General features: G+C 43.6%; 22 protein-coding genes. 17 read left to right on the plus strand and 5 right to left on the minus strand.

The window, feature by feature from the left end; genetic code table 11:
• Window positions 1-35 precede the first annotated feature (35 nt).
• From ACFS6H_RS18235 to ACFS6H_RS18305, 15 genes are all read left to right on the plus strand, one after another.
• The gene (locus tag ACFS6H_RS18235; RefSeq protein ID WP_386102415.1) at window positions 36-164 is read left to right on the plus strand and encodes a hypothetical protein; all 129 of its coding nucleotides are present in this window, start codon (window positions 36-38) and stop codon (window positions 162-164) included.
• A gap of 282 nt (window positions 165-446) precedes the next feature.
• Window positions 447-1,307 carry an ATP phosphoribosyltransferase gene (gene hisG / locus ACFS6H_RS18240; protein ID WP_386102418.1) on the plus strand — a complete coding sequence of 287 codons (861 nt, stop codon included), beginning with the start codon at window positions 447-449 and terminating at the stop codon, window positions 1,305-1,307.
• A gap of 2 nt (window positions 1,308-1,309) precedes the next feature.
• Window positions 1,310-2,584, plus strand: a complete 1,275-nt coding sequence (gene hisD / locus ACFS6H_RS18245) for a histidinol dehydrogenase (RefSeq protein WP_386102421.1) — start codon at window positions 1,310-1,312, stop codon at window positions 2,582-2,584.
• A gap of 159 nt (window positions 2,585-2,743) precedes the next feature.
• Window positions 2,744-3,805, plus strand: a complete 1,062-nt coding sequence (hisC, locus tag ACFS6H_RS18250) for a histidinol-phosphate transaminase (protein WP_386102423.1) — start codon at window positions 2,744-2,746, stop codon at window positions 3,803-3,805.
• A gap of 17 nt (window positions 3,806-3,822) precedes the next feature.
• A complete protein-coding gene (gene hisB, locus ACFS6H_RS18255; protein WP_386102426.1) occupies window positions 3,823-4,962 on the plus strand; it encodes a bifunctional histidinol-phosphatase/imidazoleglycerol-phosphate dehydratase HisB in 1,140 nt (379 codons plus the stop codon).
• Window positions 4,962-5,546, plus strand: coding sequence for an imidazole glycerol phosphate synthase subunit HisH (hisH, locus tag ACFS6H_RS18260; RefSeq protein ID WP_386102429.1), 585 nt, complete (start codon window positions 4,962-4,964; stop codon window positions 5,544-5,546). Before hisB ends, hisH begins: the two co-directional genes overlap by 1 nt.
• 30 nt (window positions 5,547-5,576) lie before the next feature.
• On the plus strand, window positions 5,577-6,257 hold the full coding sequence (locus ACFS6H_RS18265) for a hypothetical protein (protein WP_386102432.1): 681 nt from the start codon (window positions 5,577-5,579) through the stop codon (window positions 6,255-6,257).
• Between the two features lie 19 nt (window positions 6,258-6,276).
• Window positions 6,277-6,957: an energy transducer TonB gene (locus ACFS6H_RS18270; RefSeq protein ID WP_386102435.1), complete on the plus strand. Its 681-nt coding sequence runs from the start codon at window positions 6,277-6,279 to the stop codon at window positions 6,955-6,957.
• 220 nt (window positions 6,958-7,177) lie between these two features.
• Entirely contained in the window at window positions 7,178-7,681 is a 504-nt protein-coding gene (locus ACFS6H_RS18275; RefSeq protein WP_386102438.1) for a DUF4251 domain-containing protein, read from the plus strand.
• 227 nt (window positions 7,682-7,908) lie between these two features.
• Entirely contained in the window at window positions 7,909-8,904 is a 996-nt protein-coding gene (gene pfkA / locus ACFS6H_RS18280) for a 6-phosphofructokinase (RefSeq protein ID WP_386102441.1), read from the plus strand.
• 46 nt (window positions 8,905-8,950) lie between these two features.
• Complete coding sequence (pyk, locus tag ACFS6H_RS18285; protein WP_386102444.1) at window positions 8,951-10,459, plus strand: pyruvate kinase; 1,509 nt, start codon at window positions 8,951-8,953, stop codon at window positions 10,457-10,459.
• 122 nt (window positions 10,460-10,581) lie between these two features.
• On the plus strand, window positions 10,582-11,763 hold the full coding sequence (locus tag ACFS6H_RS18290) for a putative sugar nucleotidyl transferase (protein ID WP_386102447.1): 1,182 nt from the start codon (window positions 10,582-10,584) through the stop codon (window positions 11,761-11,763).
• An 11-nt stretch (window positions 11,764-11,774) separates the two neighbouring features.
• Window positions 11,775-12,536 (plus strand): triose-phosphate isomerase, encoded by a 762-nt coding sequence (tpiA, locus tag ACFS6H_RS18295; RefSeq protein ID WP_386102449.1) that lies wholly within the window; start codon window positions 11,775-11,777, stop codon window positions 12,534-12,536.
• 114 nt (window positions 12,537-12,650) lie between these two features.
• Window positions 12,651-13,772, plus strand: a complete 1,122-nt coding sequence (locus ACFS6H_RS18300; protein ID WP_386102452.1) for a hypothetical protein — start codon at window positions 12,651-12,653, stop codon at window positions 13,770-13,772.
• A gap of 74 nt (window positions 13,773-13,846) precedes the next feature.
• Complete coding sequence (locus ACFS6H_RS18305) at window positions 13,847-15,316, plus strand: oligosaccharide flippase family protein (RefSeq protein WP_386102455.1); 1,470 nt, start codon at window positions 13,847-13,849, stop codon at window positions 15,314-15,316.
• Here ACFS6H_RS18305 and ACFS6H_RS18310 read toward each other — a convergent pair.
• From ACFS6H_RS18310 to ACFS6H_RS18320, 3 genes are all read right to left on the minus strand, one after another.
• On the minus strand, window positions 15,313-16,044 hold the full coding sequence (locus tag ACFS6H_RS18310; RefSeq protein WP_386102458.1) for a shikimate dehydrogenase family protein: 732 nt from the start codon (window positions 16,042-16,044) through the stop codon (window positions 15,313-15,315). The genes ACFS6H_RS18305 and ACFS6H_RS18310 overlap by 4 nt on opposite strands.
• A 6-nt stretch (window positions 16,045-16,050) precedes the next feature.
• The gene (locus ACFS6H_RS18315; protein ID WP_386102461.1) at window positions 16,051-16,815 is read right to left on the minus strand and encodes a phosphosulfolactate synthase; all 765 of its coding nucleotides are present in this window, start codon (window positions 16,813-16,815) and stop codon (window positions 16,051-16,053) included.
• A gap of 84 nt (window positions 16,816-16,899) precedes the next feature.
• Window positions 16,900-18,315, minus strand: a complete 1,416-nt coding sequence (locus ACFS6H_RS18320; RefSeq protein ID WP_386102464.1) for a tetratricopeptide repeat protein — start codon at window positions 18,313-18,315, stop codon at window positions 16,900-16,902.
• A gap of 590 nt (window positions 18,316-18,905) precedes the next feature.
• Here ACFS6H_RS18320 and ACFS6H_RS18325 point away from each other — a divergent pair.
• A complete protein-coding gene (locus ACFS6H_RS18325; protein ID WP_386102467.1) occupies window positions 18,906-19,274 on the plus strand; it encodes a hypothetical protein in 369 nt (122 codons plus the stop codon).
• Window positions 19,275-19,390: 116 nt separating this feature from the next.
• Window positions 19,391-19,861, plus strand: a complete 471-nt coding sequence (locus ACFS6H_RS18330) for a DinB family protein (RefSeq protein ID WP_386102470.1) — start codon at window positions 19,391-19,393, stop codon at window positions 19,859-19,861.
• Window positions 19,862-20,641: 780 nt separating this feature from the next.
• On the opposite strand, the gene ACFS6H_RS18335 is transcribed toward ACFS6H_RS18330, so the two are convergent.
• Complete coding sequence (locus tag ACFS6H_RS18335) at window positions 20,642-21,922, minus strand: glucose-1-phosphate adenylyltransferase (RefSeq protein WP_386102473.1); 1,281 nt, start codon at window positions 21,920-21,922, stop codon at window positions 20,642-20,644.
• Between the two features lie 95 nt (window positions 21,923-22,017).
• Window positions 22,018-23,442, minus strand: a complete 1,425-nt coding sequence (locus ACFS6H_RS18340; RefSeq protein ID WP_386102477.1) for a glycogen synthase — start codon at window positions 23,440-23,442, stop codon at window positions 22,018-22,020.
• Window positions 23,443-23,717 lie beyond the last annotated feature (275 nt).

Raw genomic sequence — 23,717 nt, forward strand, 5'->3', positions numbered from 1 at the left:
TTTGGTTAACTTCGTTGTTTTTAAAAGCATTAAATATGAAAACAAAATACTTTGCGCTGGCAGCTGTGGTGGTAATGGTAGCTGCTTTATTTACCTCCTGTGCCGCTTCCCGTAAAACCGGTTGTCCCGGCAATCCTACTTCTTCAGCAAGGTTCAGGGGCTAAAACTAATTTGGTTATTTAAATTGATCCCTTATTTTTGCATCGCAAATGATTAATAACATCCATACACATCATCATATCGCACTACCCCATAGGTAGGCTGTGAGGATGTATGGTATACATATAACATATTTCTTAAGCTTACTTCGGTAGGCTTTTTTTGTGCCGGTACCTGAATAAGAAGCGGAAAGCTTAAAGCCTAAAGCGTAAGGCTAAAAGCGGAAAGCACCAAACAGTAACATAAAAACTAAAACATACTCCCTCCGGGGAACGGGATTATCAATTATGAACAAAAACATTAGAATTGCAATTCAGAAATCGGGCCGTTTACACGACGATAGTATGCGCCTGCTAAAGGAATGTGGCATTGATGCAGGCAATAGCCGTAACCAGTTAAAAGTGACCGCCACCAATTTTCCCGCCGAGCTTTTCTTTTTACGGGATGATGATATTCCCGAATATGTACAGGACGGTGTAGCCGATATTGGTTTTGTAGGCGAGAACGTGGTATTGGAAAAAAACAAAAAAGTAAACACCATCGAAAAACTGGGCTTTGGTAAATGCCGATTATCCATTGCCGTCCCCAACAAAAAGAAACTAAAATCGGTGCAGGACCTGGCCGGCAAAAAAATTGCGACCAGTTATCCCAATATCCTCTCGGCTTACTTAAAAAAACAAAAGATCAAAGCCGATATCCACACCATCAGCGGATCGGTAGAAATTGCGCCTAAAATCGGGCTGGCCGATGCTATTTGCGACCTGGTAAGCTCCGGCAATACCCTGTTCAGTAATGAGCTGGTAGAAACGGAGACCATCCTGCAATCCGAAGCAGTGATCATCAGCACACCCGGCCTGGCTGCCCCACAACAGCAGTTATTACAAAAGCTATTATTCCGCATACAATCGGTAAAACGTTCCCGTAACAATAAATACGTATTGTTAAATGCGCCCAACAGCCAGGTAAAGAATATTTGCCAGTTGTTACCCGGTATGCGCAGCGCCACGGTATTGCCTTTGGCCGAAGAAGGCTGGAGCTCCATTCATTCCGTGATCAATGAAACCGATTTCTGGAACATTATTGAAAAATTAAAACAATACGGCGCCGAGGGTATCCTGGTTATTCCTATTGAAAAAATGATCTTATAAAGATGATAGTCTATAATTTCCCGGCACAAACAAAATGGGCGGCTATCTGCCAGCGCCCCGCAGCCGATGCCTCACAACTGCAGAAGACGGTGGGCCGTATTCTGCAACAGGTAAAACAGGAAGGCGATAAAGCCATTACCGATCTTACTTTACAGATAGATAAAGTAGCGATTAAAAAGATCAGGGTAAGTGCTGCTGAAATAAAAAAAGGGACTGCTACCCTTTCGCCTGCTTTAAAAAAAGCCATCCGCCAGGCTGCTGCCAATATCAAAAAATTTCATGCTGCCCAGGTAAACAATAAGCCAGAGATCATTGAAACCATGCCCGGCATCCGATGCTGGCGCGAATCGGTAGGCATTGAAAAAGTAGGCCTGTACATCCCGGGTGGCTCAGCTCCTTTATTCTCTACCGTTTTAATGCTGGCCATACCGGCGCAACTGGCCGGTTGTAAAGAAATAGTATTATGCACACCGCCGGCAAAGGACGGCAGCATACACCCTGCTATCTTATTTGCAGCTGATCTTTGTGGTGTTACCACTATCTGTAAAGCAGGCGGCGCACAGGCTATTGCGGCCATGGCTTATGGCACCAGGCAGGTGCCTAAAGTATTTAAAATATTCGGTCCCGGTAACCAGTATGTAACAGCGGCCAAACAAATGGTACAGCTGGAAAATACGGCTATTGATATGCCTGCCGGCCCTTCGGAGGTATTAGTAATCGCCGATAAAACGGCTAATCCTTATTTTGTAGCAGCCGACCTTTTATCCCAGGCCGAACATGGTCCCGATTCGCAGGTGATAGTTGTGCTTACAAAAGACGTAAATCCCGATACCATTAAACAGGCCATTACCGATCAGCTCATCACCCTGCCCCGGCAGACCATTGCACAAAAAGCACTGGACAACAGCAAAATTGTGGTAGTAAATAATCTGGATGAAGCCATTGCTTTTTCCAATTACTATGCACCCGAGCACCTGATATTGGCTTGTGATAAAGCAGGTAAACTGGCGAAAAAAGTCAAGGCAGCAGGTTCTGTTTTCATTGGCCACTATTCACCCGAGAGTGTGGGCGACTATGCCAGCGGCACCAATCATACCCTGCCTACCAATGGTTTTGCGGCCATGTACAGTGGCGTATCGGTAGATAGTTTTGTAAAAAAAATAACCTACCAGCAATTAAGCCGGGAGGGTCTGCAAAAAATTGGCAAAACCGTGATGACCATGGCGCAGGCCGAAGGACTGGATGCTCATAGTAATGCCGTAGCCATCAGGCTATAACGTTATGTGGAAGTGTATTTTTATAATGTTACCAGCTGCAGTGCTGCTATCATCGCCGGTTGTGTCACTCACTGCATCGTTCGGTAATACTATTCAGCATATTGCCGGTGCAGGTTTCATTACCAAATCAAAAAATTATCAAATTACCAAATTAAAAAAATGGATTTTAATATAAACAACCTGGTAAGAGACAATATACAACGCATGGCCCCCTACTCCTCGGCAAGGCATGAGTTTACGGGTGAGGCCACGGTATTTGTAGATGCCAATGAAAATGCCTTTGGCTCACCGGTGCAAGGCACCGATGCGTCGATGTATAACCGTTACCCCGATCCTTCGCAATGGCAGGTGAAAGAAAAGATCAGCCAGATCAAAGGCGTACCCGCACAAAACATTTTTCTAGGCAATGGCAGCGATGAAGCAATTGACCTGTTGTTCCGCATATTCTGTGAGCCGGCCCTGGATAATATTATTATCTGTCCGCCTACCTATGGCATGTACGAAGTATGTGCTGACATCAATAATGTGCTGGTAAAAAAAGTAAACCTGCAACCCGATTTTCAATTGGATGTACAGGGCATTGCCGATGCCATTGATGAAAATACCAAGCTCATCTTTATCTGTTCGCCTAATAACCCAACCGGCAACAGCATTAACCGTAATGATATTGAAATACTGTTAAACAACTTTGATGGCCTGGTGGTGGTGGATGAAGCCTATATCAACTTCTCCCGTCAGAAATCGTTTATAGCCGAATTGACCGAGTATCCTAACCTCGTGGTACTACAAACCTTGTCCAAAGCCTGGGGACTGGCAGGGTTAAGACTGGGTATGGCTTTTGCCGGTACCGATATCATCAACTATTTTAACAAGGTAAAATACCCTTACAATATTGGTGAGCATACACAGCAACTGGTATTACAGGCTTTACATAAAGTAGAGCAGGTAAACGAATGGACCAGGACCACCGTGGAAGAAAAAGAAAAACTAAGTAAACAGTTAAGCGGGCTGGCCGTGGTAACCCGTGTTTATCCCTCCGATGCTAATTTTATATTAGCCCAAATGACGGAGGCCGATAAAATATTCAAATACCTGGTACAGCAAGGCATTATTGTACGCAACCGCTCTTCCGTTATCCTGTGTGATAATTGCTTACGCATTACCATTGGCACACCCGAAGAAAACAATACCATTATTAACGCATTGGCAGCATACGCCTGATTGTAAAAAAAATGACCATGAAAAAAGTTTTATTTATTGACCGCGACGGAACCCTGATCTGCGAAGCCCCGCCCGATTACCAGTTAGACAGTTTTGAGAAATTAAAATTCTACCCCGGTATGTTTACCTGGATGCGTAAAATAGCGCAGGAACTGGATTATGAATTAGTGATGGTAACCAACCAGGATGGCCTGGGTACGGCACAATTCCCGGAAGATACCTTTTGGCCCGTGCACAATTTTGTGATGAAAAGCCTCGAAGCAGAGGATATTCATTTTGAAGCAGTATATATTGACAAAACCTTCCCGGCTGAAAATGCCCCTACCCGTAAACCGGGCATCGGCATGCTGGTAGATTATTTAAATAACCCTGATTACGATATCGCCAACTCTTACGTGATCGGTGACCGCATTACCGATGTACAGCTGGCCAAGAACCTGGGTTGTAAGGCTATCTGGATCAAAGAAGATGTAAACCTGGGTGGCGCGGAGATACAGGACAGCGTAGCCGCCTTACAGGAAACCATTGCACTCGAGACCCTGAGCTGGCAGGTTATTTACGATTTCTTAAAACTCGATCAGCGTATTATTCACCATGAACGTAATACCAATGAGACCAAAATAAGTATTGATATTAACCTGGATGGTACGGGTAAAACCAATATCAGTACCGGCCTGGCTTTTTTTGATCATATGCTGGACCAGGTGGGCCGTCACAGCGGTATTGACCTGGCTATAACTACAAAGGGTGATACGCATATTGATGAGCACCATACTATTGAAGATACGGGGATTGCCCTGGGCGAAGCCATTGCCAAAGCCCTGGGTAATAAAATGGGCATTGCCCGTTATGCATTTGTATTACCCATGGACGATTGCCTGGCACAGGTGGCCATTGATTTTGGCGGCCGCAGCTGGATCGTATGGGATGCTGCTTTTAAAAGAGAAAAAATCGGTGATATGCCTACTGAAATGTTCTACCACTTCTTTAAATCTTTCAGTGATGCAGCCAGACTGAACCTGAACATTAAAGCGGAGGGTGATAATGAACACCATAAAATAGAAGCTATTTTTAAAGCCCTAGCCAAGACCATTAAAGCTGCTGTTAAACGCGACAGCACCAATATGCAATTACCCAGTACAAAAGGATTATTATAATGAAGGTTGTTATTATACAATACAATGCCGGCAATACCCAATCCGTTAGTTTTGCTTTACAGCGCTTAGGCATTGACCCCGTGATCAGTGATGATCCGGATATTATCCGCACGGCAGATAAAGTTATTTTCCCGGGTGTGGGCGAAGCCAGCACGGCCATGCATTACCTGAGGGAGCGTAACCTGGATAAAGTTATACCCGGCTTACAACAACCCGTACTGGGCATTTGCCTGGGTATGCAGCTGCTCTGCGACTTTTCGGAAGAAAACGATACTACCTGCCTGGGCCTGGTTCCCATACAGGTAAAAAAATTCAGCAGCCCTTTGGAAAAAGTGCCGCAGGTAGGCTGGAATACTATTTACAACTTACAGGAGCCTTTATTTACCGGCATACCGGAGCAAAGTTATATTTACAATGTGCACAGTTACTATGCGGAGCATAGCCCCTACACCATTGCAACCGGCAACTATGTACATGAATATGCGGCCGCTATCCGGAACAAAAATTTCTTCGGCGTACAGTTCCATACCGAGAAAAGTGCGGTTATCGGAGAACGCATACTTAGTAATTTTCTACAACTATAAACCCTAATTTTGTTTTCATAACAGCAGCTCATGTTTATACGTATTATCCTTTTTTGTTTACTTCTTTTACCAGCATTGGGATTACAAGCCCAGGAAAAAGATACCATAACCATAAGTGATTCTTTAGTAAAGGTAGAGAGAGACGCTTCGTTCCCAGGCGGAATAAATGGCTGGGCAAAGTTTTTAAGGGCAAATTTAAATGCATCTGTACCTGTTAATCAAGGAGCACCTGCAGGAAGATATACTGTAGAGATACAATTTATTGTGGACAGGGAAGGCAACGCTACCGATTTTAAAGCGCTTACCGCATGGGGTTATGGTATGGAAGAGGAAGTAATAAGGGTACTGAAAAAAACAGGCCCCTGGATACCCGCCCACCAGGGAGGCAGAACCGTTAAAGCGTTTCGTAAACAACCGGTAACTTTTTTAACCCGGCTTGATGATGTTGATATCACCACCACCACGCCCAATACTTTATATTCCGGCATTGATAATACCGTATCAATTGTTGCTTCCAATATAAAACCTGAGGATTTAACAGTAACCGTCTCAAAAAATGCTACTATTGAAGGGGTTGGTAATGGCCGGTATAACGTTAAAGTGCTGGATACAAAGGAAAGGGTTGTATTTACTATTAAGGACAGTAAAAAAAATAAAATAGCAGGGCAATACAGTATTGAAGTAAAAGCTGTTCCGGAGCCTGCAAAATAATTCCTTTTAATCATTAACCATGGTGATAAGAATTGTCATATGTTTTATTTTTTCATTTCCAATACTTTTTTTGCATGCCCAGGAAAAAGTAGAGGTTATCATCAGCGATACTTTATTGAACCCCGAAAAAGAAATTTTCCGGCCCGAAGGACAAGCCAGTTGGGAAGATGCTTTAAGAAAAAAAATAAACCCATTAGTACTTATTGAAAATGGAGCTCCTAACGGAAGATATACTGTAGCTATTCAATATGTATATGACAAAGAGGGTAATTTATCCGACTTAAAACCGATTACATCACAGGGTTATGGTATGGAACAAGAAGTTATAAGAATTCTTAAAAAAGGATCTACACGCTGGACTCCGGCTAACCAAGAAGAAATTAAAACCAAGAAAACTTATGGCAAATTTATTGTTACATTCATTAAAACAAATGAAAGTTATAATGTTATAACGACTACACCCCATACCTTGTTTGTTGGCTTAGATAATCCGGTTACAGTGACGGCACATAATGTAAAGCCGAAGCGTATTAGACTTACCGCTTCAGAAAACGCGACCATCAGGCGAACCGGAGATTTTACTTACACCGTAAAAGTAAACAGTCCCAATAAAGCAATAATTTTTACGTTAAAGGATAGAAAAAAAGTATTAAGTACTCATACAATAAAGACAGCACTTTTACCTGCTCCAACCAAGTAAACTTATCTGAATTAGGGCTAAAATGTATAAAAAAGCCCAAAAACATTCCTGCTGTTGAACGGAGCGTCGCAAGGGACGATCAACCGGGATACGACAGCTGGTAAACACCAAAAACATTGCATTTTTAACAATTAACAATGTTATAAAAGCTGTTCAACCCACCTAAAACATAGCCTTGGCATACTTTATGAATTTTATACCATAGCAAAAATTGCAGATCATGAAAAAGTTATGGATACAACTCATATGCCTGTTTATTGTATTGACGTTAAGCACCTCTTTTTTACAGGCACAGGAAGACGATAAGGCAAAAAACACCCGGATCGTTAACGAGAAGAATTATATTTTCAAGGCCGACCAGGCATTGCCTATGCGTGGACAAAGCCGTATGCTTACCAACGAGTTTGACCTGGTGGTAACACCGGACACGGTGATTTCCTTCCTGCCTTATTTCGGCCGTGCTTACCAGGCACCCATCAACCCGCTGGATGGCGGCATTAAATTCACCTCTACCGACTTTAGTTATAAAAGCAGTGCCAAATCAAAAAAAGGTGGCTGGAAGATCACTATTGAACCCAAAGATGCCAGCGGTATTACCGCACTCAACCTGGAAGTTTTTGATAATGGCCAGGCCACATTACACGTGACCCAAACCCATAAAGACCCTATTAGTTTTTCGGGTTATATTGTTGAAGGAAAACCAAGAGAGAAGAAAGCGTTTTAACAAAACAGGTAACAGTTTTATACATTTCGTTTTTTTATAACACTTAAAAAACAGGATTGCCCTGTAATAAAGGCGATCAAACACACTAACACTCATTAGTGTGTTTTTTATTTTGTTCACATAATGTTAGTGTAACAGGCACACATAGTCCTTACAAAATCTTACATTTGGGACTTCCAAAAGTTAGTAAAAAACAAAACAGGCTATACATACATTAATTTTATTATATGACAAATAAGTTGGGTGGCTCCCTCAAAAAAATTGGCGTATTAACATCAGGAGGCGATTCGCCGGGCATGAATGCCGCTATCAGGGCGGTGGTGAGAACGGGCTTATACCATGGTTTAGAAGTATTTGGCATTATGCGGGGTTACCAGGGTATGTACGAGGATGATATTTTCAGCATGGACTCCAGGTCGGTAGCCAATATTATTCAACGCGGCGGAACTATTTTAAAAACAGCCCGTTGCAAGGAGTTTTTTGAACCCGAAGGACGTAAAAGAGCATTTGAAAATTTAAAGAAAAGAGGCATTGAAGGCCTGGTAATTATTGGCGGTGACGGTAGTTTCCGCGGTGCGCAGAAATTCAGCAACGAATATGATATTCCCTGTATCGGTGTTCCCGGTACCATTGACCGTGATATGGCAGGAACCGAAGTAACTATTGGTTTTGATACCGCCGTAAACACGGCCGTACAGGCCATTGATAAAATACGCGATACCATGGATGCGCACGACCGCGTATTTATAGTGGAAGTAATGGGCCGTGATGCGGGTTATATTGCCCTGCACAGCGGTATTGCCACCGGTGCGGAAAACATCCTGATCCCCGAAACTAAAACTGATATCGAAGCCATCATACATGGTTTAACGGAAAAAGAAAAAAGACAGAAACTGGTAAACCTGATCGTGGTAGCTGAAGGAGAAGAATTTGGCGGAGCCGATGAAGTGGCCAAAGTAGTAAGACAACGTTTACCCAAGGCCGATGTAAGGGTTACCGTACTGGGGCATATCCAGCGTGGCGGTTCACCTACCTGCGAAGACCGTTTAGTGGCCAGTCATATGGGTTATTACGCGGTGGAAAGTCTTTTACTGGGCCGTAAGAATGTAATGGTGGGTGTTATTAATAACAAAATTCATTATACCCCGCTTGATAAAGCGGTTAAGGAAAAACATAAGATCGGCCAGGAATGGATGAAGATCGTGAAGATATTGGCCAGCTGATTTACAGAACTCTATTTTTTCATTGCACGGAAATAAAAACAACACAATGACACAAAAAGCTTCAAAGTATTACCACAAGGAAATGGACAAGGATGCGGGATTAGCGCATAGGGTGCATAGAACAAAGATTGTAGCAACAGTAGGTCCGGCCTGTGATACTTATGAAAAATTATTACAACTGGCACAGACAGGGGTGAATGTTTTTCGTTTAAACTTTTCGCATGGTACCCATGAGAATAAAGCGGAGATCATACAACACCTGAAAAAAATAAACAGTACGCAACCTTATAACGTAGCCATACTTGCCGACCTGCAGGGCCCTAAGTTAAGGGTAGGCGAAATTGAGAACGGCGCTTTACCTATTGAGCCGGGCGATATACTCACTTTTACCTCTACAGAGAAAGTAGTGGGCACCAAAGAAAAGATCTATATTTCCTACCCTAACCTGCACAACGATGTGAAAGTAGGCGAAAAAATAATGATCGACGATGGTAAACTGGAAGTACTGGTAGTGGATATTACGCCTGCCGGTGATATTAAAGTACAGGTTACCTACGGCGGCATTTTATTACCCAAAAAAGGAGTTAACCTGCCGGATACAGCCATTTCTTTACCGGCCATGACCACTAAAGATTACGAGGATTTTGAGTTTATCATGACCCAGGACCTGGACTGGCTGGCCCTTTCCTTTGTTCGCCGTGCCGAAGACATTATTAATTTAAAGAACCTGGTAAAAGAAAGGAAAAGCAATATTAAGGTGATGGCAAAAATTGAAATGCCATCTGCCCTTGCCGACCTGCGTAATATTATTGTTGAATCGGATGGTGTGATGGTAGCCCGCGGTGACCTGGGTGTTGAATTACCGGTAGAAAAAGTACCGATGGCCCAGCGTGATATCATCCGCAAATGTATTCACCGTGGTAAGCCCGTAATTGTGGCAACCCAGATGATGGAAAGTATGATTGACCGTGTAAAACCCAACCGCAGTGAGATAACCGACGTTGCCAATGCCGTGCTGGAAGGTGCCGATGCCGTAATGCTGAGCGGTGAAACCGCTACCGGCAAACACCCTCACCTGGTGGTGGAGACCATGCGCAAGATCATTATGGAGGTTGAGAACACTGAATACCGCTATGACCGTGAAGAGGACCTGCGGCCACAGTCCCACTCCCCTTCTTTCCTCAGCGATGCTATCTGTTACAATGCCTGTAAAATTGCCAACGATATTTCGGCCAATGCCCTGATCGGTATGACACAAAGCGGTTATACGGCGTTCATGTTAAGCAGTTACCGTCCTAAATCGCCTTTATATATTTTTACCAAACGTAAACACCTGGTAAACCAGTTATCCTTGAGCTGGGGCGTAAGGGCATTTTATTACGATGAAGAGAATAGCCTGGATGAAATATTTTTTGACCAGATTGAAATATTAAAAGAACGCGGCTTTGTAAAAACCGGCGACCTGGTGGTGAACACGGGCAGTACGCCTGTTCACGAACACAGGCCTACCAATATTTTAAAAATTACCAAGGTAGAAGAAACTACCGCTGAGTAATTATCAGGTAACCGGCTGTACTATGGTACTATGCGTAAGGCAGCCGGTTACCATAATTTTTTCTCTGTTGCTCGCAAACAGTACAGCTATAACAATGGTAACTCATCATTAACCCATTTCAAATGGATAAAATAATTTTCACCGAGGAGTTTTGCCAGCCGGAAAATTTATATCCGTTTACCCTTACCCGTCATTTACAGGATATAAGAGTGGGTATTTTAACCATTCGTGAAAAATGGGAAAAGCTGTTACAATTACCCTCCTTTAATAAAAGGGAAGCCAGTTACAAGGATAATTCCAATGCTATAGACCTGGTAGATGCTGTACAGGATGGAGATTGTTATCTTATCCACGGTAATGTATTGCCTACACCTGCTTTGATACAAGCCGTACAACAACTGCAGCATGGCCAGGTTATTACCACCATTGATGGCCTGCATATTATTTACAAACTCAGCAAACAGGATATTAATAATCAGCAGCAGATAAAGGTCAACCAGTCCATACCTTTTCACCAGCCGCTGCATATAATACAATACCCCTGGGATATTTTTCATAAAAACGACTGGGCCATCCGGGAAGATTTTACCCTGCTCACGTACCAGGCTACCTCTCAGCCACTGCCTGCTTTTGTACAGGTACAACCGCCCGAACAGGTTTTTGTGGAAGAAGGCGCTGTTATTGGCGCAGGTGTTATCATCAATGCGACAACCGGCCCCGTTTACATTGGTAAAAATGCCACTATCATGGAGGGCAGTATCATCCGTGGCCCTTTTGCCATGGGTGAAAACGCCGTTGTTAAAATGGGGGCTAAAATATATGGCGCTACTACTATTGGTCCGCATTCCGTTGTGGGCGGCGAAATAAAAAATGTGGTACTCTTTGGTCATTCCAATAAAGCGCATGACGGCTATTTGGGTGATGCCGTTATTGGCGAATGGTGTAATATAGGCGCAGGCGTATCCGGCAGCAATGTAAAAAATACCGCCAACGATGTGTTTATCTGGCTGCCCAATGGTAAACACAATGCGGGTAAAAAATGCGGGGTACTCATGGGCGATTATGCAAGGGTAGCTATCAATACCTCCATCAACACCGGTACAGTTATTGGTGCGGGGGCCAATGTATTCACCAATGGGCTTACACCTAAATTCATTCCTTCCTTTGCCTGGGGTATTGATGATACCATTAAATATGACTTTGATAAAGCACTGGAACATATCAACAACTGGAAAAAACTCAAGGGCAGCAGCGTAACAACCGAAGAAAAAAATTTATTACACTATATTTACAACCATATTTAAGATACATACTAATGAGAAAACAAATTGCCGCTGCAAACTGGAAAATGAACCTGACGTTTAAAGAAGGTGAAACTTTATTAAATGAGATATTAAGTGCCAATGTAGCTTTAGCACCACACCAGCAAGCCATTTTTGCGGTTCCGTTCCCCTACCTCACCATGGTCAAAAGCCTGACCGATGAGGAGAAAAACTATTTTGTAGCAGCCCAGAACTGTTATAACAAAGCATCAGGCGCTTATACCGGCGAGGTTTCGGCGGCTATGTTACAATCACTGAATATCCGTTACTGCGTGATAGGTCACAGTGAACGCCGCGAATATTTTAATGAAACCAATGCGATATTGGCCGAAAAAGTAAACATTTGCCTGGCTAATAATATCATCCCTATTTTTTGCTGCGGCGAGCCATTATCGGTACGTGAAGAAGGAAAACAGAATGACTTTGTAGCCGTACAGTTAAAAGAATCTTTATATCATTTACCGGCGGAAGACATTAAAAAAATTATCATTGCCTATGAACCTATCTGGGCTATTGGTACCGGTAAAACAGCCAGCACCGAACAGGCACAGGAGATACATGCTTACCTGCGTTCCAATATCGAAGCGCAGTACGACAGCGAGGTAGCCAATACTATTCCTATTTTATACGGAGGCAGTGTAAAAGCATCCAATGCGGCGGAAATATTTGCCAGTCCCGATGTGGACGGTGGCCTGGTAGGCGGCGCTTCTTTAAAAGCTGACGAGTTTTTAGCCATCATCAAAGCTTTACAATAAACTATAGCATACTATATATAGGAAAGCTGCCTGTTCATTAACGGGCAGCTTTGTTATTTTAGAGGTATATACAAAATATGGTGCCGGCAATGTAGCTTTACTATAATTTTAATCATGCAGGTTGTAATTTTTGAAACAGAACATTTTGAAGCCGTATACCCGGTGATACGCTTCTTTGATCGTCCCGGCAATACGATCACGGTCTGCTGTTATCAAAATACCTATGACCAGCTGCAGCATATGCTGGGGGCTGACAGCAGCCGTTATACCTGGATCATCAAACCAGAAGCCAAGAGTAAGATCAGTTTCATTTACCGCATATTCCGGTATACCAAACAGCATTCCACAGATATTTTATGGCTCAATACCGTTTCCAATAATTTCCTGTTTTACGGGTTGCTGGTAAGGTTTAGCCCGGCTAAAAGAGTGATCCTTACCGCCCACATGATCAATAATCTTTTTGTAAAAGGCAGCCGGGGTTCTTTTAAAAACCTGGTACGTTATTGGGGTAAACGTTATATGATGCCGGCGGTGAAAGAGTTTAATGTGATCAGTACTACACTGGTACCGGCATTACAACAATTTACTTCGCAGGCCCTGATCCATTGCCTGCCCGGAAGTATTTATGAAAAAGGATCTGTTCCGCCGGAGGAACCCTCTTTCAATACATTACGATTGGTTATTCCCGGCAGTATTGATAAAAAAAGAAGACATTACGAAACCATCCTTCAACTGGCAGAAGAGCTACATCATCAACAGATCAGCACTGTTATTACCCTGCTGGGTAAACCAATGGGCGATTACGGGCGCCAGGTTATTCAACAGGCCAGGCAGCTGCCAAAAGGCTATGTTTCCTTTATTACCTATGAGGATGAGGTAGCGCAAAATGAATTTGACCGCCGGATCGGGGAAGCACATTTTCTTCTTTCGCCCCTGATCCAGACCGCTGTTTTTGATGATGGGATTAGCGAAACATACAGCAAAACGATCTGCTCCGGTAATATATCAGACATCATCCGGCATGCAAAACCTTTTATCCTGCCCTCACATATTGCACTGGAAAGCGCATTGGCGCAGGCAGGGTTCAGGTATCAACATACGGAGGATATTATTAATTATTTAACGGGACTGATACAAAACCCGGCGTTATATCATGACTGTGTATTAAAAACAGCAGAAGCTGCAGGGCATTATACGTTAGAAGCAGTGAGAGAACGTAACAGTGCCCTTGTATAACCAGAACAACCCTGTTAATTTTATTTTCTGTTTGTAGGGCATATAAAACTAAGTTTGCATTAAAAAAAGAGCGTTTGGCCAAAGTTCAAAAAAACCTGCTGCTTAACCTGTCCTTATCACTCAGCCAGGTAATTTTTCCTTTATTCACCATTCCCTATGTAGCCAGGGTACTATCACCCGGCAGCATTGGCCAGGTGAGTTTTGCCGACTCCTTTGCCTTTTATTTTACCATTATTGCCGAGTTTGGTATCCTGACTTACGGCGTAAGGGAAGTAGCAAAACACAGGAATGATCCTACCCGGCTCAGTCAAACAGTGAGCGCTTTAATATCGTTGCATGTATTAACCTCCTTTATTGCCATCCTGCTGTTCAGTTGTTTTGCTTTCCTGTTAAGATCTCATTTCCCTGATCCCAATATTTTATTCCTCTCCTATTTATACCTGTTTGCCAATGCCTTTGCCTGCGAATGGTATTTTTATGGTCAGGAAGCATTTAATTATATCGCCCTGCGGTCTATTTGTATCAGGATACTCGGCATTATTGCCATTTATCTCCTGGTACAATCACCCGATGATTACCTGCTGTATTATGGTATCATTGTTTTTTCTTCCGTTACTACCATCGGTCTGAATTTTTACCAGGTGGTCCGGAAACGCTTATTCCGCTTTGATTTTAAAGGGGGGATCAAATATATCAGGCAGGTGTGGACCATTAACCTGGTGAGCATGTTATATGCCATACCCATGTTGCTGGATAACGTGGTAATGGGCATTGTAGCTTCGGCGGCTACAGTAGGTTTATATGCGTTTACCGTTAAAATTGTACGCATCTCCGGCTCGGTGGTAACTGATTCCTTACTGGTCTTCTTCCCTTCCGTTGTATCCTTACAATCGCAGCACCACCAGGAGCAGTTGAAGCAGCAATTGCTGTTCAGCATCCGCCTGATCCTGCTGTTTGCAACACCTTTGAGCATTGGTATATTTTTACTGGCCGGCGATATTATACCCGTTTTTTTAGGCGACCAGTTCACCGCTGTAGTGCCCAACCTGCAGTTAGTGGCCCTGTTTCCCTTTATTAAAGCGGTGAGCCTTTACTACAGCAACCCGATACTGCTGGCAAGTCACCGCGAAAAAAGTTATCTACATAATCTTATTGTCAGTTGTTTGTTATTTTTTGCACTGGCTTTTGCGGGCGGTTATTATTACGGGGCCATGGGTATGTGCCTGGCTTTATTGATCTCGGAGACGGTCTTGTTATTGCTTAACCTGGCATCGGTAAAAAAACAACCAGGCGACCTGCCCGTTTTTTCAGCCAGGTTCTTTTTTATCGCCATGGGGCTTTCCCTTTTCTTTTACCCGATTGTTTATGGCATTAACCTGCTGAACCTACCTGCCTTACCCGGTTTAGCCGCAAAAGTGATCAGTTGTATACTGTTTTATCTCTTTGTTGTATTTGTAGTATGGAAACCTTTTGGACCATTGTTTGGCAGGAAAATGAACACCGGCAATAAAACGGAAGGAAATACACAGGCAGACAAAGCTTAACTGTTCCAGATCTTCCAGCTCTCTTCAGCCTGTATAACCAGCATATCGGCGCCGTTCTGAACCTGTGCCCCTTGTTCTTCTCCTTTACGCAGGAAAAGGGTTGCTGCAGGGTTGTATACGAGGTCGTATAAATGATGCCTTTCGGTTAATAACGCATAAGGTATTGGCGGGGCTTCTTCTGTATTAGGATAAGTACCTAAGGGTGTAGTATTGATAATGAGGGTATGCGACTGCATCAATGCCGGCGATAAATCTTCGTAACCAATGGTATTATCACCAGGCCGGCGGGATACATATTGATAAGATAACTGCAGCTGTTGTAAAGCAAAAGCCACAGCCTTGGCCGCACCACCGGTACCTAATATCAATGCCTGTGTATGATGGGGCTGTAATTGTTGCTGCAGTGATCGCTGAAAACCCAGTACGTCAGTATTATGGCCTACCAGTTTACCATTTGCAATATGAATGCAGTTGCAGGCTTTTATCTGCTGTACGGCCGGCGATTGTTCATCCAGGTAAGCCAATACCTGCTCTTTATACGGTATGGTTACATTAATACCTTCCAGCGCCGGCTCCTGTTGTAACAGGGCGGGCAACTGGTCAATATTTTCCAGGGGGTATAACTCGTAACGGCAACCCGCTATATTTTCCTGTTCAAACTTTTGGGTAAAGTATTTTTTGGAAAATGAGTGTGTTAAGGGATTCCCGATCAAGCCAAAGACCCGCATAACCGTTTATTTATTATCCAGGAAGAAATTAAAAGTATCGCCGCGTAAACCAATACGCATGGCCTCTAAGGCGATCATCTCTGTAGGTGCAATATTACCCAGGTTTACATTACAGCCCAGCAGTTCAATAAAGTAAAGCTGCTGTGCTTTCTGGGGAGCTTCCCATAAAATTTTATCCTTGGGTATTTGTGTCAATATTTCCTGTACCAGGCCTTCCCTCACCTCACCGGAACCCCTGTAAATACCTACGTTACCGGCCTCACGGGCTTCCGCAATAACATAGCTTGAACCGGCTTCCAGCTCAGCACGCATTAACTCTATCCATTTATAAGGGGGAATAATATGTTGAGCATCCTTACTGCCCACTTCACTTAATACGGTAAAATGTTTGGTCAGTTTTTCAATATACCCGCATTTTTCAGCGTGCGGAATATTGATAGAGCCGTCACTTACTTCCACGTAAGTAATGCCCAGGTCTTTACAAACCGCTATATAATCATCAAACTGGTTACGGATCAGGAAAGCTTCAAATAAAGTACCTCCCAGGTAAACGGGAATATTGTGACTCTGGTAAACAGCAAGTTTTTCTCTCAGGTTCGGCGTAACGTACGAAGTGCCGAAACCCAGTTTTAAAATATCTACATACGTGGACGAAATGCTAAGAAAGTTTTTAGTTTCCTCAATGCTTAAGCCTTTGTCCATCACCATGGTTAATCCGTTACTCCGAGGCTTAGCCGCCCTGTCGGGCATTTGCGATAAATTAAAATTCATGCTACTGCTTTACTTACTTTTCAGTTAATGGCGCAAAGATAAGCGGTTCATAAAAAACTCCTTACCAATCCGCCCCATATTCCTTTATTTTTTTCTTTTATACTTAGCTATCAGGTCCAGCATACTGTTGTTCTGCAACAGACCAGGCTCCAGGGAAATGATCTTTTTCAACAGTTTAGGCGATTGCTCCAGGGCATTTTCCAATAGTAGTAAAGCCTCTTTTGTTTTGCCCAGCGCAAAATGTATCACGGCCTGGTAAAATACAAATACCGTTTTTTTACCGGTGGCTTCATAGGCAATATCGGCCTGTTCCAGGGCCTGGTCATAGTATTCGTTCTGGTATAAACATTTGATCAGGGCTTCCCAGCTGGCCACATTTTTTGGACGTAACCTTACTGCTGCTGTAATATACTGTATGGCATCTTTTATAAAACCCAGCTCCTGCTTACACTCGCCCAGTAATAAATGATACTCGGGGTGATTGCGGTTGATACGCAAGGCTGTTTCCAGTTGTTTAACCGCATTCTGGAACTGCCCTTCATTTACATAGGTACAGGCAATTTTATAAAACAGCTTACTGTCCTCCTGGTTCAGGTGGGTGGCTTTACGGTAGTAAAACCTTGCCTGCGCATAGTTTTTCAGCTTATCATAACAATGGCCGATAGCCTCGTAAATAACGTCCTCCGGCTTGCTAAGCTCCAGCACTTTCTCCAGGGCCTCAATAGCATCTTTGTACTTTCTTAAACGGATATAGGCATCGCCCATATTCCGGTAGGCATAATCAAATTTCTCTTCAATTACAATGGCGTACTTGTAGGCGTCAATGGCTTTTTCGTAAAGCTTTAATCCCTGGTAAGCAGCTGCCAGGTTAAACCAGGCCAGTTCATTGTAAGGATAGTTATCAATAATTTGTTTATGCAGGCGGATGCCCTCCTCATTACGACCGGTGAAGTCTGTCCAGAAACAGATCTTATACAGTGCCTCTTCATTATTGGGGTCCTGCTTCAGTATCATCTTCAGGCAGTCAAACACCTTGTCAAAATCCTCGTAATCATCATACACATCGGCCAGCTCAAACAGCAGTTCAATACGCTCTTCGCCATCAAATAAATGCAGGGCTTCTTCCAGTAACGAAACAGCCTCCTCCTGGCGGTCAAGCGCCAGCAACACATCGGTCTTTAATATGTACAGGTTAATATCATTGCTGTCCAGCAGGGCCGAAAATTCCAGCACTTCCAGCGCTTCATTATAACGGCGGTTGCTTAACAATACATCCGCCTTGCGTATTAATAAACTGGACGAATATGGATAACGCTCCGTAGCCAGTTCTGCAGCTTCCAGCGCAGCTTTATTATCTTCTTTCTCTTCAAAATAGCTGATTATTTTTTCAAAGGCCTCCTCCTCAATAAACGAATGACTACGCCCTTGTTTCAGGTTATCATAGTTTTTCAATAACTCAGCCAGTACGTCACGATCTTCTTCAAAAGGGTTACTTTTCATTTGATGGAAGTTTAAATGGTGAAATAATAACTAACAATCAAGTGCATACACTCCAAACAGGTATTCGCTGTTACACAGGTACTTCCTGTCAGACAGCTTTACAAGCGGCACACTACCCTTTAACATAAATCATGTGTTCCTTGTTTTGCCCGGTTAATTCTTTACTGTTGTAACAGGCGGACCAAGCGACTCCGGTAACTGTTCTTTACTGTATAAACGATTTTATAACAGCAGCGGTTGCATGGCCGGACCTATTTACTAAAACAATAATGAATATGTAAAGAACTGATAATCAAATAAAAATAAAATATCCCGGCAAAAATACCGGCTTATTTGGATAATCAAAATTTCATGCCGTTTTAACCGTAAATCCGGCTGTTATCAACATTTTTTATTCGCTTTAAGTATCAACAAGTTAACCCAAAAAATGGTTTATCCGGGTGCTTTAGTTTTCCCCATTTGTGAACATCTTTTATACATTTTTTTGGCTCACATGTAACAATTTCGCTATTCAGGCGTTAAAAGAATATTAAAACTTTCCGCGCAATTACTGAATATTATCATTTTAATTTGTTAATTTTGCACTTAGAATGAAATCTGTACGTCAAATATCACTATATACTTTCAAAAGACTGGCTGTTGGTACTGTAATGGTACTATTTGTTGCCGGTGCTTTTGCATCTTTAGGTGATGGCCGTGCAAAAAAGGTTGATAATAAACCAAAACGCAGTTTATTAACCACAGATTTCACTACTACTCATAACGGCGTATTTACTTTACGCACGGGCTACTCTTTCCGTGGCAATGAAGTGATCAACTTCAACAATACCAAACAGTACATGCAGCTGAACACCAATGTTGCTTACCGTAACGGCAACAGTGTTGTGGTATTACCCATGAAGAAAAAAGTGTTACTGAACAACAAAGTAACCTTTAATCCTAACAGCATTTCCCGTTAATTTTTCAACATTTTATTTTACCTTTTATTAGCTCAGCAGGCAATCCTATGTGTAAGGGTTACTATATTGTACAATCCTGCAGGATATGTTGCTGATATTTTTCAAAACAACATATTATGTATAACAATACCACATTGGCTACCCGGTTAAGAGAAGTAATGCTGAACGGCCGGTGGATAGCCAATACCAACTTACAGGAACAGTTATTAAGCATAAGCTGGCAACAGGCCACCCGGAAAGCAGGTAATGTAAACACCATCGCCCTGCTCACCTTTCACCTTAATTATTACCTGGAAGGTCTATTACAGGTTTGTAAGGGTGGTCCGCTGGAGATACGTGACCAGTATAGCTTTGATATGCCCCCTATCACTGGTGCTGCAGACTGGGACACACTGGTACAGCGTTTTTTAACGAATGCCGAAAGTTTTGCAGCTGCTGTTGAAAGCATGCCCGAAGCCCAGTTACACCAGCCCTTTGTGGAGGAGAAATACGGCACCTGGTTAAGAAATATTGAAGGGGTGATTGAACACAGTTATTATCACTTCGGGCAGGTTTCCTTATTAAAAAAACTGACTGGGGAAAGCTAAACAACAATCGGCTCTCATGCCGATTTATGCCTCAACAAAATTGTTTAGCCAGAACATGCGACCCCGATGGGGTCGGGATGCTTTTACTGTCTGTTCTATAAACCTGTTATCCCTCCGGGATAAATACAACTTCAATTCAATACACTTGCGCTTACGTAATACTGACGTTGAGAGGTTTCTTCTGGATTACATCATGTCAACTGTAAAGAAGCTACTCCCGCATTACGTCATGCCGACATTAGGAGGCATCTCCTGCCAATCAATATTCACATGATTCAGGAGACCTATCCTTCGTCGGGGTGACTAACCCGTAACAATATTGTTCAGCCATAACATGCGACCCCGCTGGGGTCGGGATGCTTTTACTGTCTGTCCTATAAACCTGTTATCCCTATGGGATAAATACAAGTTCAATTCAATACACTTGCGCTTACGTAATGCTGACGTTGAGAGGTTTCTTCTGGATTACATCATATCAACTGTAAAGAAGCTACTCCCGCATTACGTCATGCCGAAAGCAAGGAGGCATCTCCTGCCGATAAATATTCATATAGTTGAGGCCCCCTCCTTCGTCGGGGTGACGTATCCGTTGACGCATATTATCCCTTGATACCGTCGAATGATGCCGGCGGCATCACAGATTTATAAGAGCCGCATAGCATTACTGCAGTTGAACGGAGCGTCGCAACAGCTGCTGCATCAGGGTACTGCAGCCGGTACATAAAACAACAAACCCTTCTGAAGCAGAAGGGTTTGTTTATCTCATAAAGATCTGTATGATTAGATCACGAAACCGTTAGGTATCACCGCTCCCTTCTTGATCACTACAATACCATCTTTAACGGTATACAGACTGTGATCAATAGGCTCCAGGTGTGTGCCACCATTAATGCGCACATCATCGCCGATACGGCAGTTCTTATCAATAATGGCATTTTTAATATAACAGCGGTTACCGATGCCCAGGGCAGGCTTGCCCGTTATCAGGTCGCTCTGTATATCTTCCAGGGTTTCGTAATAATCGCAACCCATAATATAACTGCTGTTCACCGTAGTGCCGTGGCCAATGCGGGAACGTATGCCTATCACACTGTTCTCAATACGGGAGGCATTGATAATGGTACCTTCTGCTATCACCGTTTTTTCCAGTGTTGTACCGCTTATTTTAGCCGGGGGCAGCATACGGGCACGGGTATAAATGGTATTGGTATTATCAAATAAATTAAAATCGGGCAGGTCGGCCGTTAAGCCCAGGTTGGCTTCAAAGAAGGAATAGATATTACCGATATCGGTCCAGTAACCATCGTACTGGTAACTCACTACCTTTTTGTTTTCTATTGATTGCGGAATGATCTCTTTACCAAAGTCAGTCGCATCGGCAAAATCATCCTGCAGCAGGTCAAACAACAACTTACGGTTAAAAATATAAATACCCATCGAGGCCAGGTAATTACGTCCCTGTGCCTGCATGGCATCGCCGGTATCGCTTACCCACTCGGGCAATAGTTCTGCTTTGGGTTTTTCAATAAAGGAAGTAATATATCCTTCTTCGTTCGATTTTAAAATGCCGAACTCCGGCGCTTCCCTGCTGCCAACCGGTATGGTGGCAATGGAAATATCAGCGCCCAGCTTTTTATGGTTCTCCAGCATTTTATGAAAGTCCATCTGGTACAACTGGTCACCCGATAGTATCAATACATACTCACTATTAAAAGGCGACAGGTGACGCAGGCTCTGGCGCACCGCATCGGCCGTCCCCTGGTACCAGGTAGGGTTATCCGGTGTTTGCTCCGCAGCCAGTATATCAACAAATGCAGCACTGAATGCGCTGAAGTGATAAGTGTTCTTAATATGCCTGTTTAAGGAAGCGGAGTTGAACTGCGTTAACACGAACATACGGTTGATGCCCGAGTTGATACAGTTGGAAATAGGAATATCCACCAGGCGGTATTTACCCGCAATGGGTACCGCCGGTTTTGACCTGCTGGCTGTTAAAGGGTATAACCTCGATCCGGCTCCTCCGCCCAGTATCACCGTTAATATTTCTTTTGAAATAGACATAGCAATGTATAATTATAAGTTAGTGGTGCAAAAGATAAGTAACATTATTAATTAAACAATCATGCTCCTGATTATTTTAATTTTTGTCACCTGCTTTATTTGTGAATGGACTGGTATACGTCAATATACTGTTGTGCCGAGGCATCCCAGGAATGATCAATGGTCATCATATATCCCCGCATCCACTCATATAAATCAGGTTTATTCGTGTACAGGTCAATGGCGCGGCCTACGGAATAAATAATATCACCCACACTCGACTGATCCATCCTGATGCCATAACCTTGCCAATCACCAAAATCCTTAATCGTATCTTTTAAACCGCCCACACTGCGCACCATGGGTACCGTGCCGTAACGTAAAGCATACATCTGGTTCAGGCCGCATGGCTCTACCCGGCTGGGCATCAGTAAAAAGTCGGCGCCCGCATATATCAGGTGGCTCAGGGGCTCGCTGTACCCTATATAAGAATTAAAGTAGCCTTTAAACTGGTTCTTCATTTGGTCCAGTTGTTCTTCCAGGTGCGTTTCACCCGAGCCCAGCACCAGGAAATTGGCCCTGCCATGATGCTGGTAAATGGACTGGCTGATGGCCTCCGGCAACAGGTCGGCCGCTTTCTCCCCTACCAGCCGGCCAATAAAGGTGATCAGTGGTTTATCAGGGTCCAGGCCAAACTGGTTACATATCTCCATTTTGTTTTTCTGTTTGCCTTTCTGTACCAGCTCCTGGCTGTAATTCTTGGCCAGGAAATTATCGGTCTGCGGGTCCCATACTTCCGTATCAATACCATTTAATATCCCCAGGCTTTTACCCTTCTCATACTCAAACAGGTTTTGCAGGCCATTGGCCGATACCTTCAGTTCATCCATATAACTATGGCTTACGGTGGTCACTTTATCGGCACATTTTACGGCCGCCGCCATCGGGTTAATGGTATTATCCCAGTCCAGCAGGCCCCAGTTCCAGCTGTCATAAGCCGGTATATAGTAATACTTATCCCAGGATATCCAGCCCTGGTACTGCCCGTTATGCACGGTGAACACCGTTTTTACCGGGGCCAGTTTATTACGAAAGGCATAACTGTATTTACACATAAAAGGTATCAGTCCGGTATGATGGTCGTGGCAATGGATCACATCGGGCACATGTTGCCAGCGGTTCACCCAGTCGCACACGGCTATCTGGAAAGCCAGGAAACGCTCGGTATCATCATCGTACCCGTAGATCTTTTCCCTGTCCAGCAAGCCGTTAATATCTACCAGGTACAGATCAAAGCCCAGCTTATTGGTCTTCTCTCTTATTACACTGTAATGAAACCAGTGTGATCCCAGCTGCTGCCCGCCTTCATGTACCAGCTCCCACTGGTTGGCATATAAAAATTTAGTGCGGTACATGGGCATCACCACTTTGGCCACATGCCCTAATTCATTCTGGTATTTGGGTAAAGCGCCCACCACATCACCCAATCCGCCTGCTTTGGCCATGGGGTAACATTCGGCGGCAACATGTAATATTTCCATAAGTTATAGTATTATACAAGTATTTTAATTTCTTTCCATTGCCTGGTGCAGGGGCTGTCAGCTTCACCCTGCTATCGGCCATATACCGGCTTTCCGCTGCTACTCCGCCACCATCCTGCGCCGCCAAACCTTCAGCGGGGTATCCGCTGCAATCCGGCAGCCCTTCAGCTGTATCACCCGGCCCGGCAATATAAAACAGCTTTACCGGTAAAGTTCTTATCGTATTCATCCTTCTTCCCCTGTTGTGCACAGGCCGTAACGGTTTTCAACGCCTT

Origin of the sequence: Terrimonas rubra, from assembly GCF_042686025.1 — a bacterium.
Lineage (GTDB): Bacteria > Bacteroidota > Bacteroidia > Chitinophagales > Chitinophagaceae > Terrimonas > Terrimonas rubra.

Coding starts and splice junctions, on each gene's coding strand:
- ACFS6H_RS18325 (WP_386102467.1), top strand. CDS start 18,906: ATGAAATCTGTACGTCAAATATCACTATATACTTTCAAAAGACTGGCT.
- ACFS6H_RS18300 (WP_386102452.1), top strand. CDS start 12,651: ATGCAGGTTGTAATTTTTGAAACAGAACATTTTGAAGCCGTATACCCG.
- hisD (WP_386102421.1), top strand. CDS start 1,310: ATGATAGTCTATAATTTCCCGGCACAAACAAAATGGGCGGCTATCTGC.
- ACFS6H_RS18315 (WP_386102461.1), bottom strand. CDS start 16,815: ATGAATTTTAATTTATCGCAAATGCCCGACAGGGCGGCTAAGCCTCGG.
- ACFS6H_RS18310 (WP_386102458.1), bottom strand. CDS start 16,044: ATGCGGGTCTTTGGCTTGATCGGGAATCCCTTAACACACTCATTTTCC.
- ACFS6H_RS18290 (WP_386102447.1), top strand. CDS start 10,582: ATGGATAAAATAATTTTCACCGAGGAGTTTTGCCAGCCGGAAAATTTA.
- ACFS6H_RS18335 (WP_386102473.1), bottom strand. CDS start 21,922: ATGTCTATTTCAAAAGAAATATTAACGGTGATACTGGGCGGAGGAGCC.
- ACFS6H_RS18330 (WP_386102470.1), top strand. CDS start 19,391: ATGTATAACAATACCACATTGGCTACCCGGTTAAGAGAAGTAATGCTG.
- hisB (WP_386102426.1), top strand. CDS start 3,823: ATGAAAAAAGTTTTATTTATTGACCGCGACGGAACCCTGATCTGCGAA.
- ACFS6H_RS18320 (WP_386102464.1), bottom strand. CDS start 18,315: ATGAAAAGTAACCCTTTTGAAGAAGATCGTGACGTACTGGCTGAGTTA.
- hisG (WP_386102418.1), top strand. CDS start 447: ATGAACAAAAACATTAGAATTGCAATTCAGAAATCGGGCCGTTTACAC.
- hisH (WP_386102429.1), top strand. CDS start 4,962: ATGAAGGTTGTTATTATACAATACAATGCCGGCAATACCCAATCCGTT.
- ACFS6H_RS18270 (WP_386102435.1), top strand. CDS start 6,277: ATGGTGATAAGAATTGTCATATGTTTTATTTTTTCATTTCCAATACTT.
- pfkA (WP_386102441.1), top strand. CDS start 7,909: ATGACAAATAAGTTGGGTGGCTCCCTCAAAAAAATTGGCGTATTAACA.
- tpiA (WP_386102449.1), top strand. CDS start 11,775: ATGAGAAAACAAATTGCCGCTGCAAACTGGAAAATGAACCTGACGTTT.
- pyk (WP_386102444.1), top strand. CDS start 8,951: ATGACACAAAAAGCTTCAAAGTATTACCACAAGGAAATGGACAAGGAT.
- ACFS6H_RS18340 (WP_386102477.1), bottom strand. CDS start 23,442: ATGGAAATATTACATGTTGCCGCCGAATGTTACCCCATGGCCAAAGCA.
- ACFS6H_RS18235 (WP_386102415.1), top strand. CDS start 36: ATGAAAACAAAATACTTTGCGCTGGCAGCTGTGGTGGTAATGGTAGCT.
- ACFS6H_RS18275 (WP_386102438.1), top strand. CDS start 7,178: ATGAAAAAGTTATGGATACAACTCATATGCCTGTTTATTGTATTGACG.
- hisC (WP_386102423.1), top strand. CDS start 2,744: ATGGATTTTAATATAAACAACCTGGTAAGAGACAATATACAACGCATG.
- ACFS6H_RS18265 (WP_386102432.1), top strand. CDS start 5,577: ATGTTTATACGTATTATCCTTTTTTGTTTACTTCTTTTACCAGCATTG.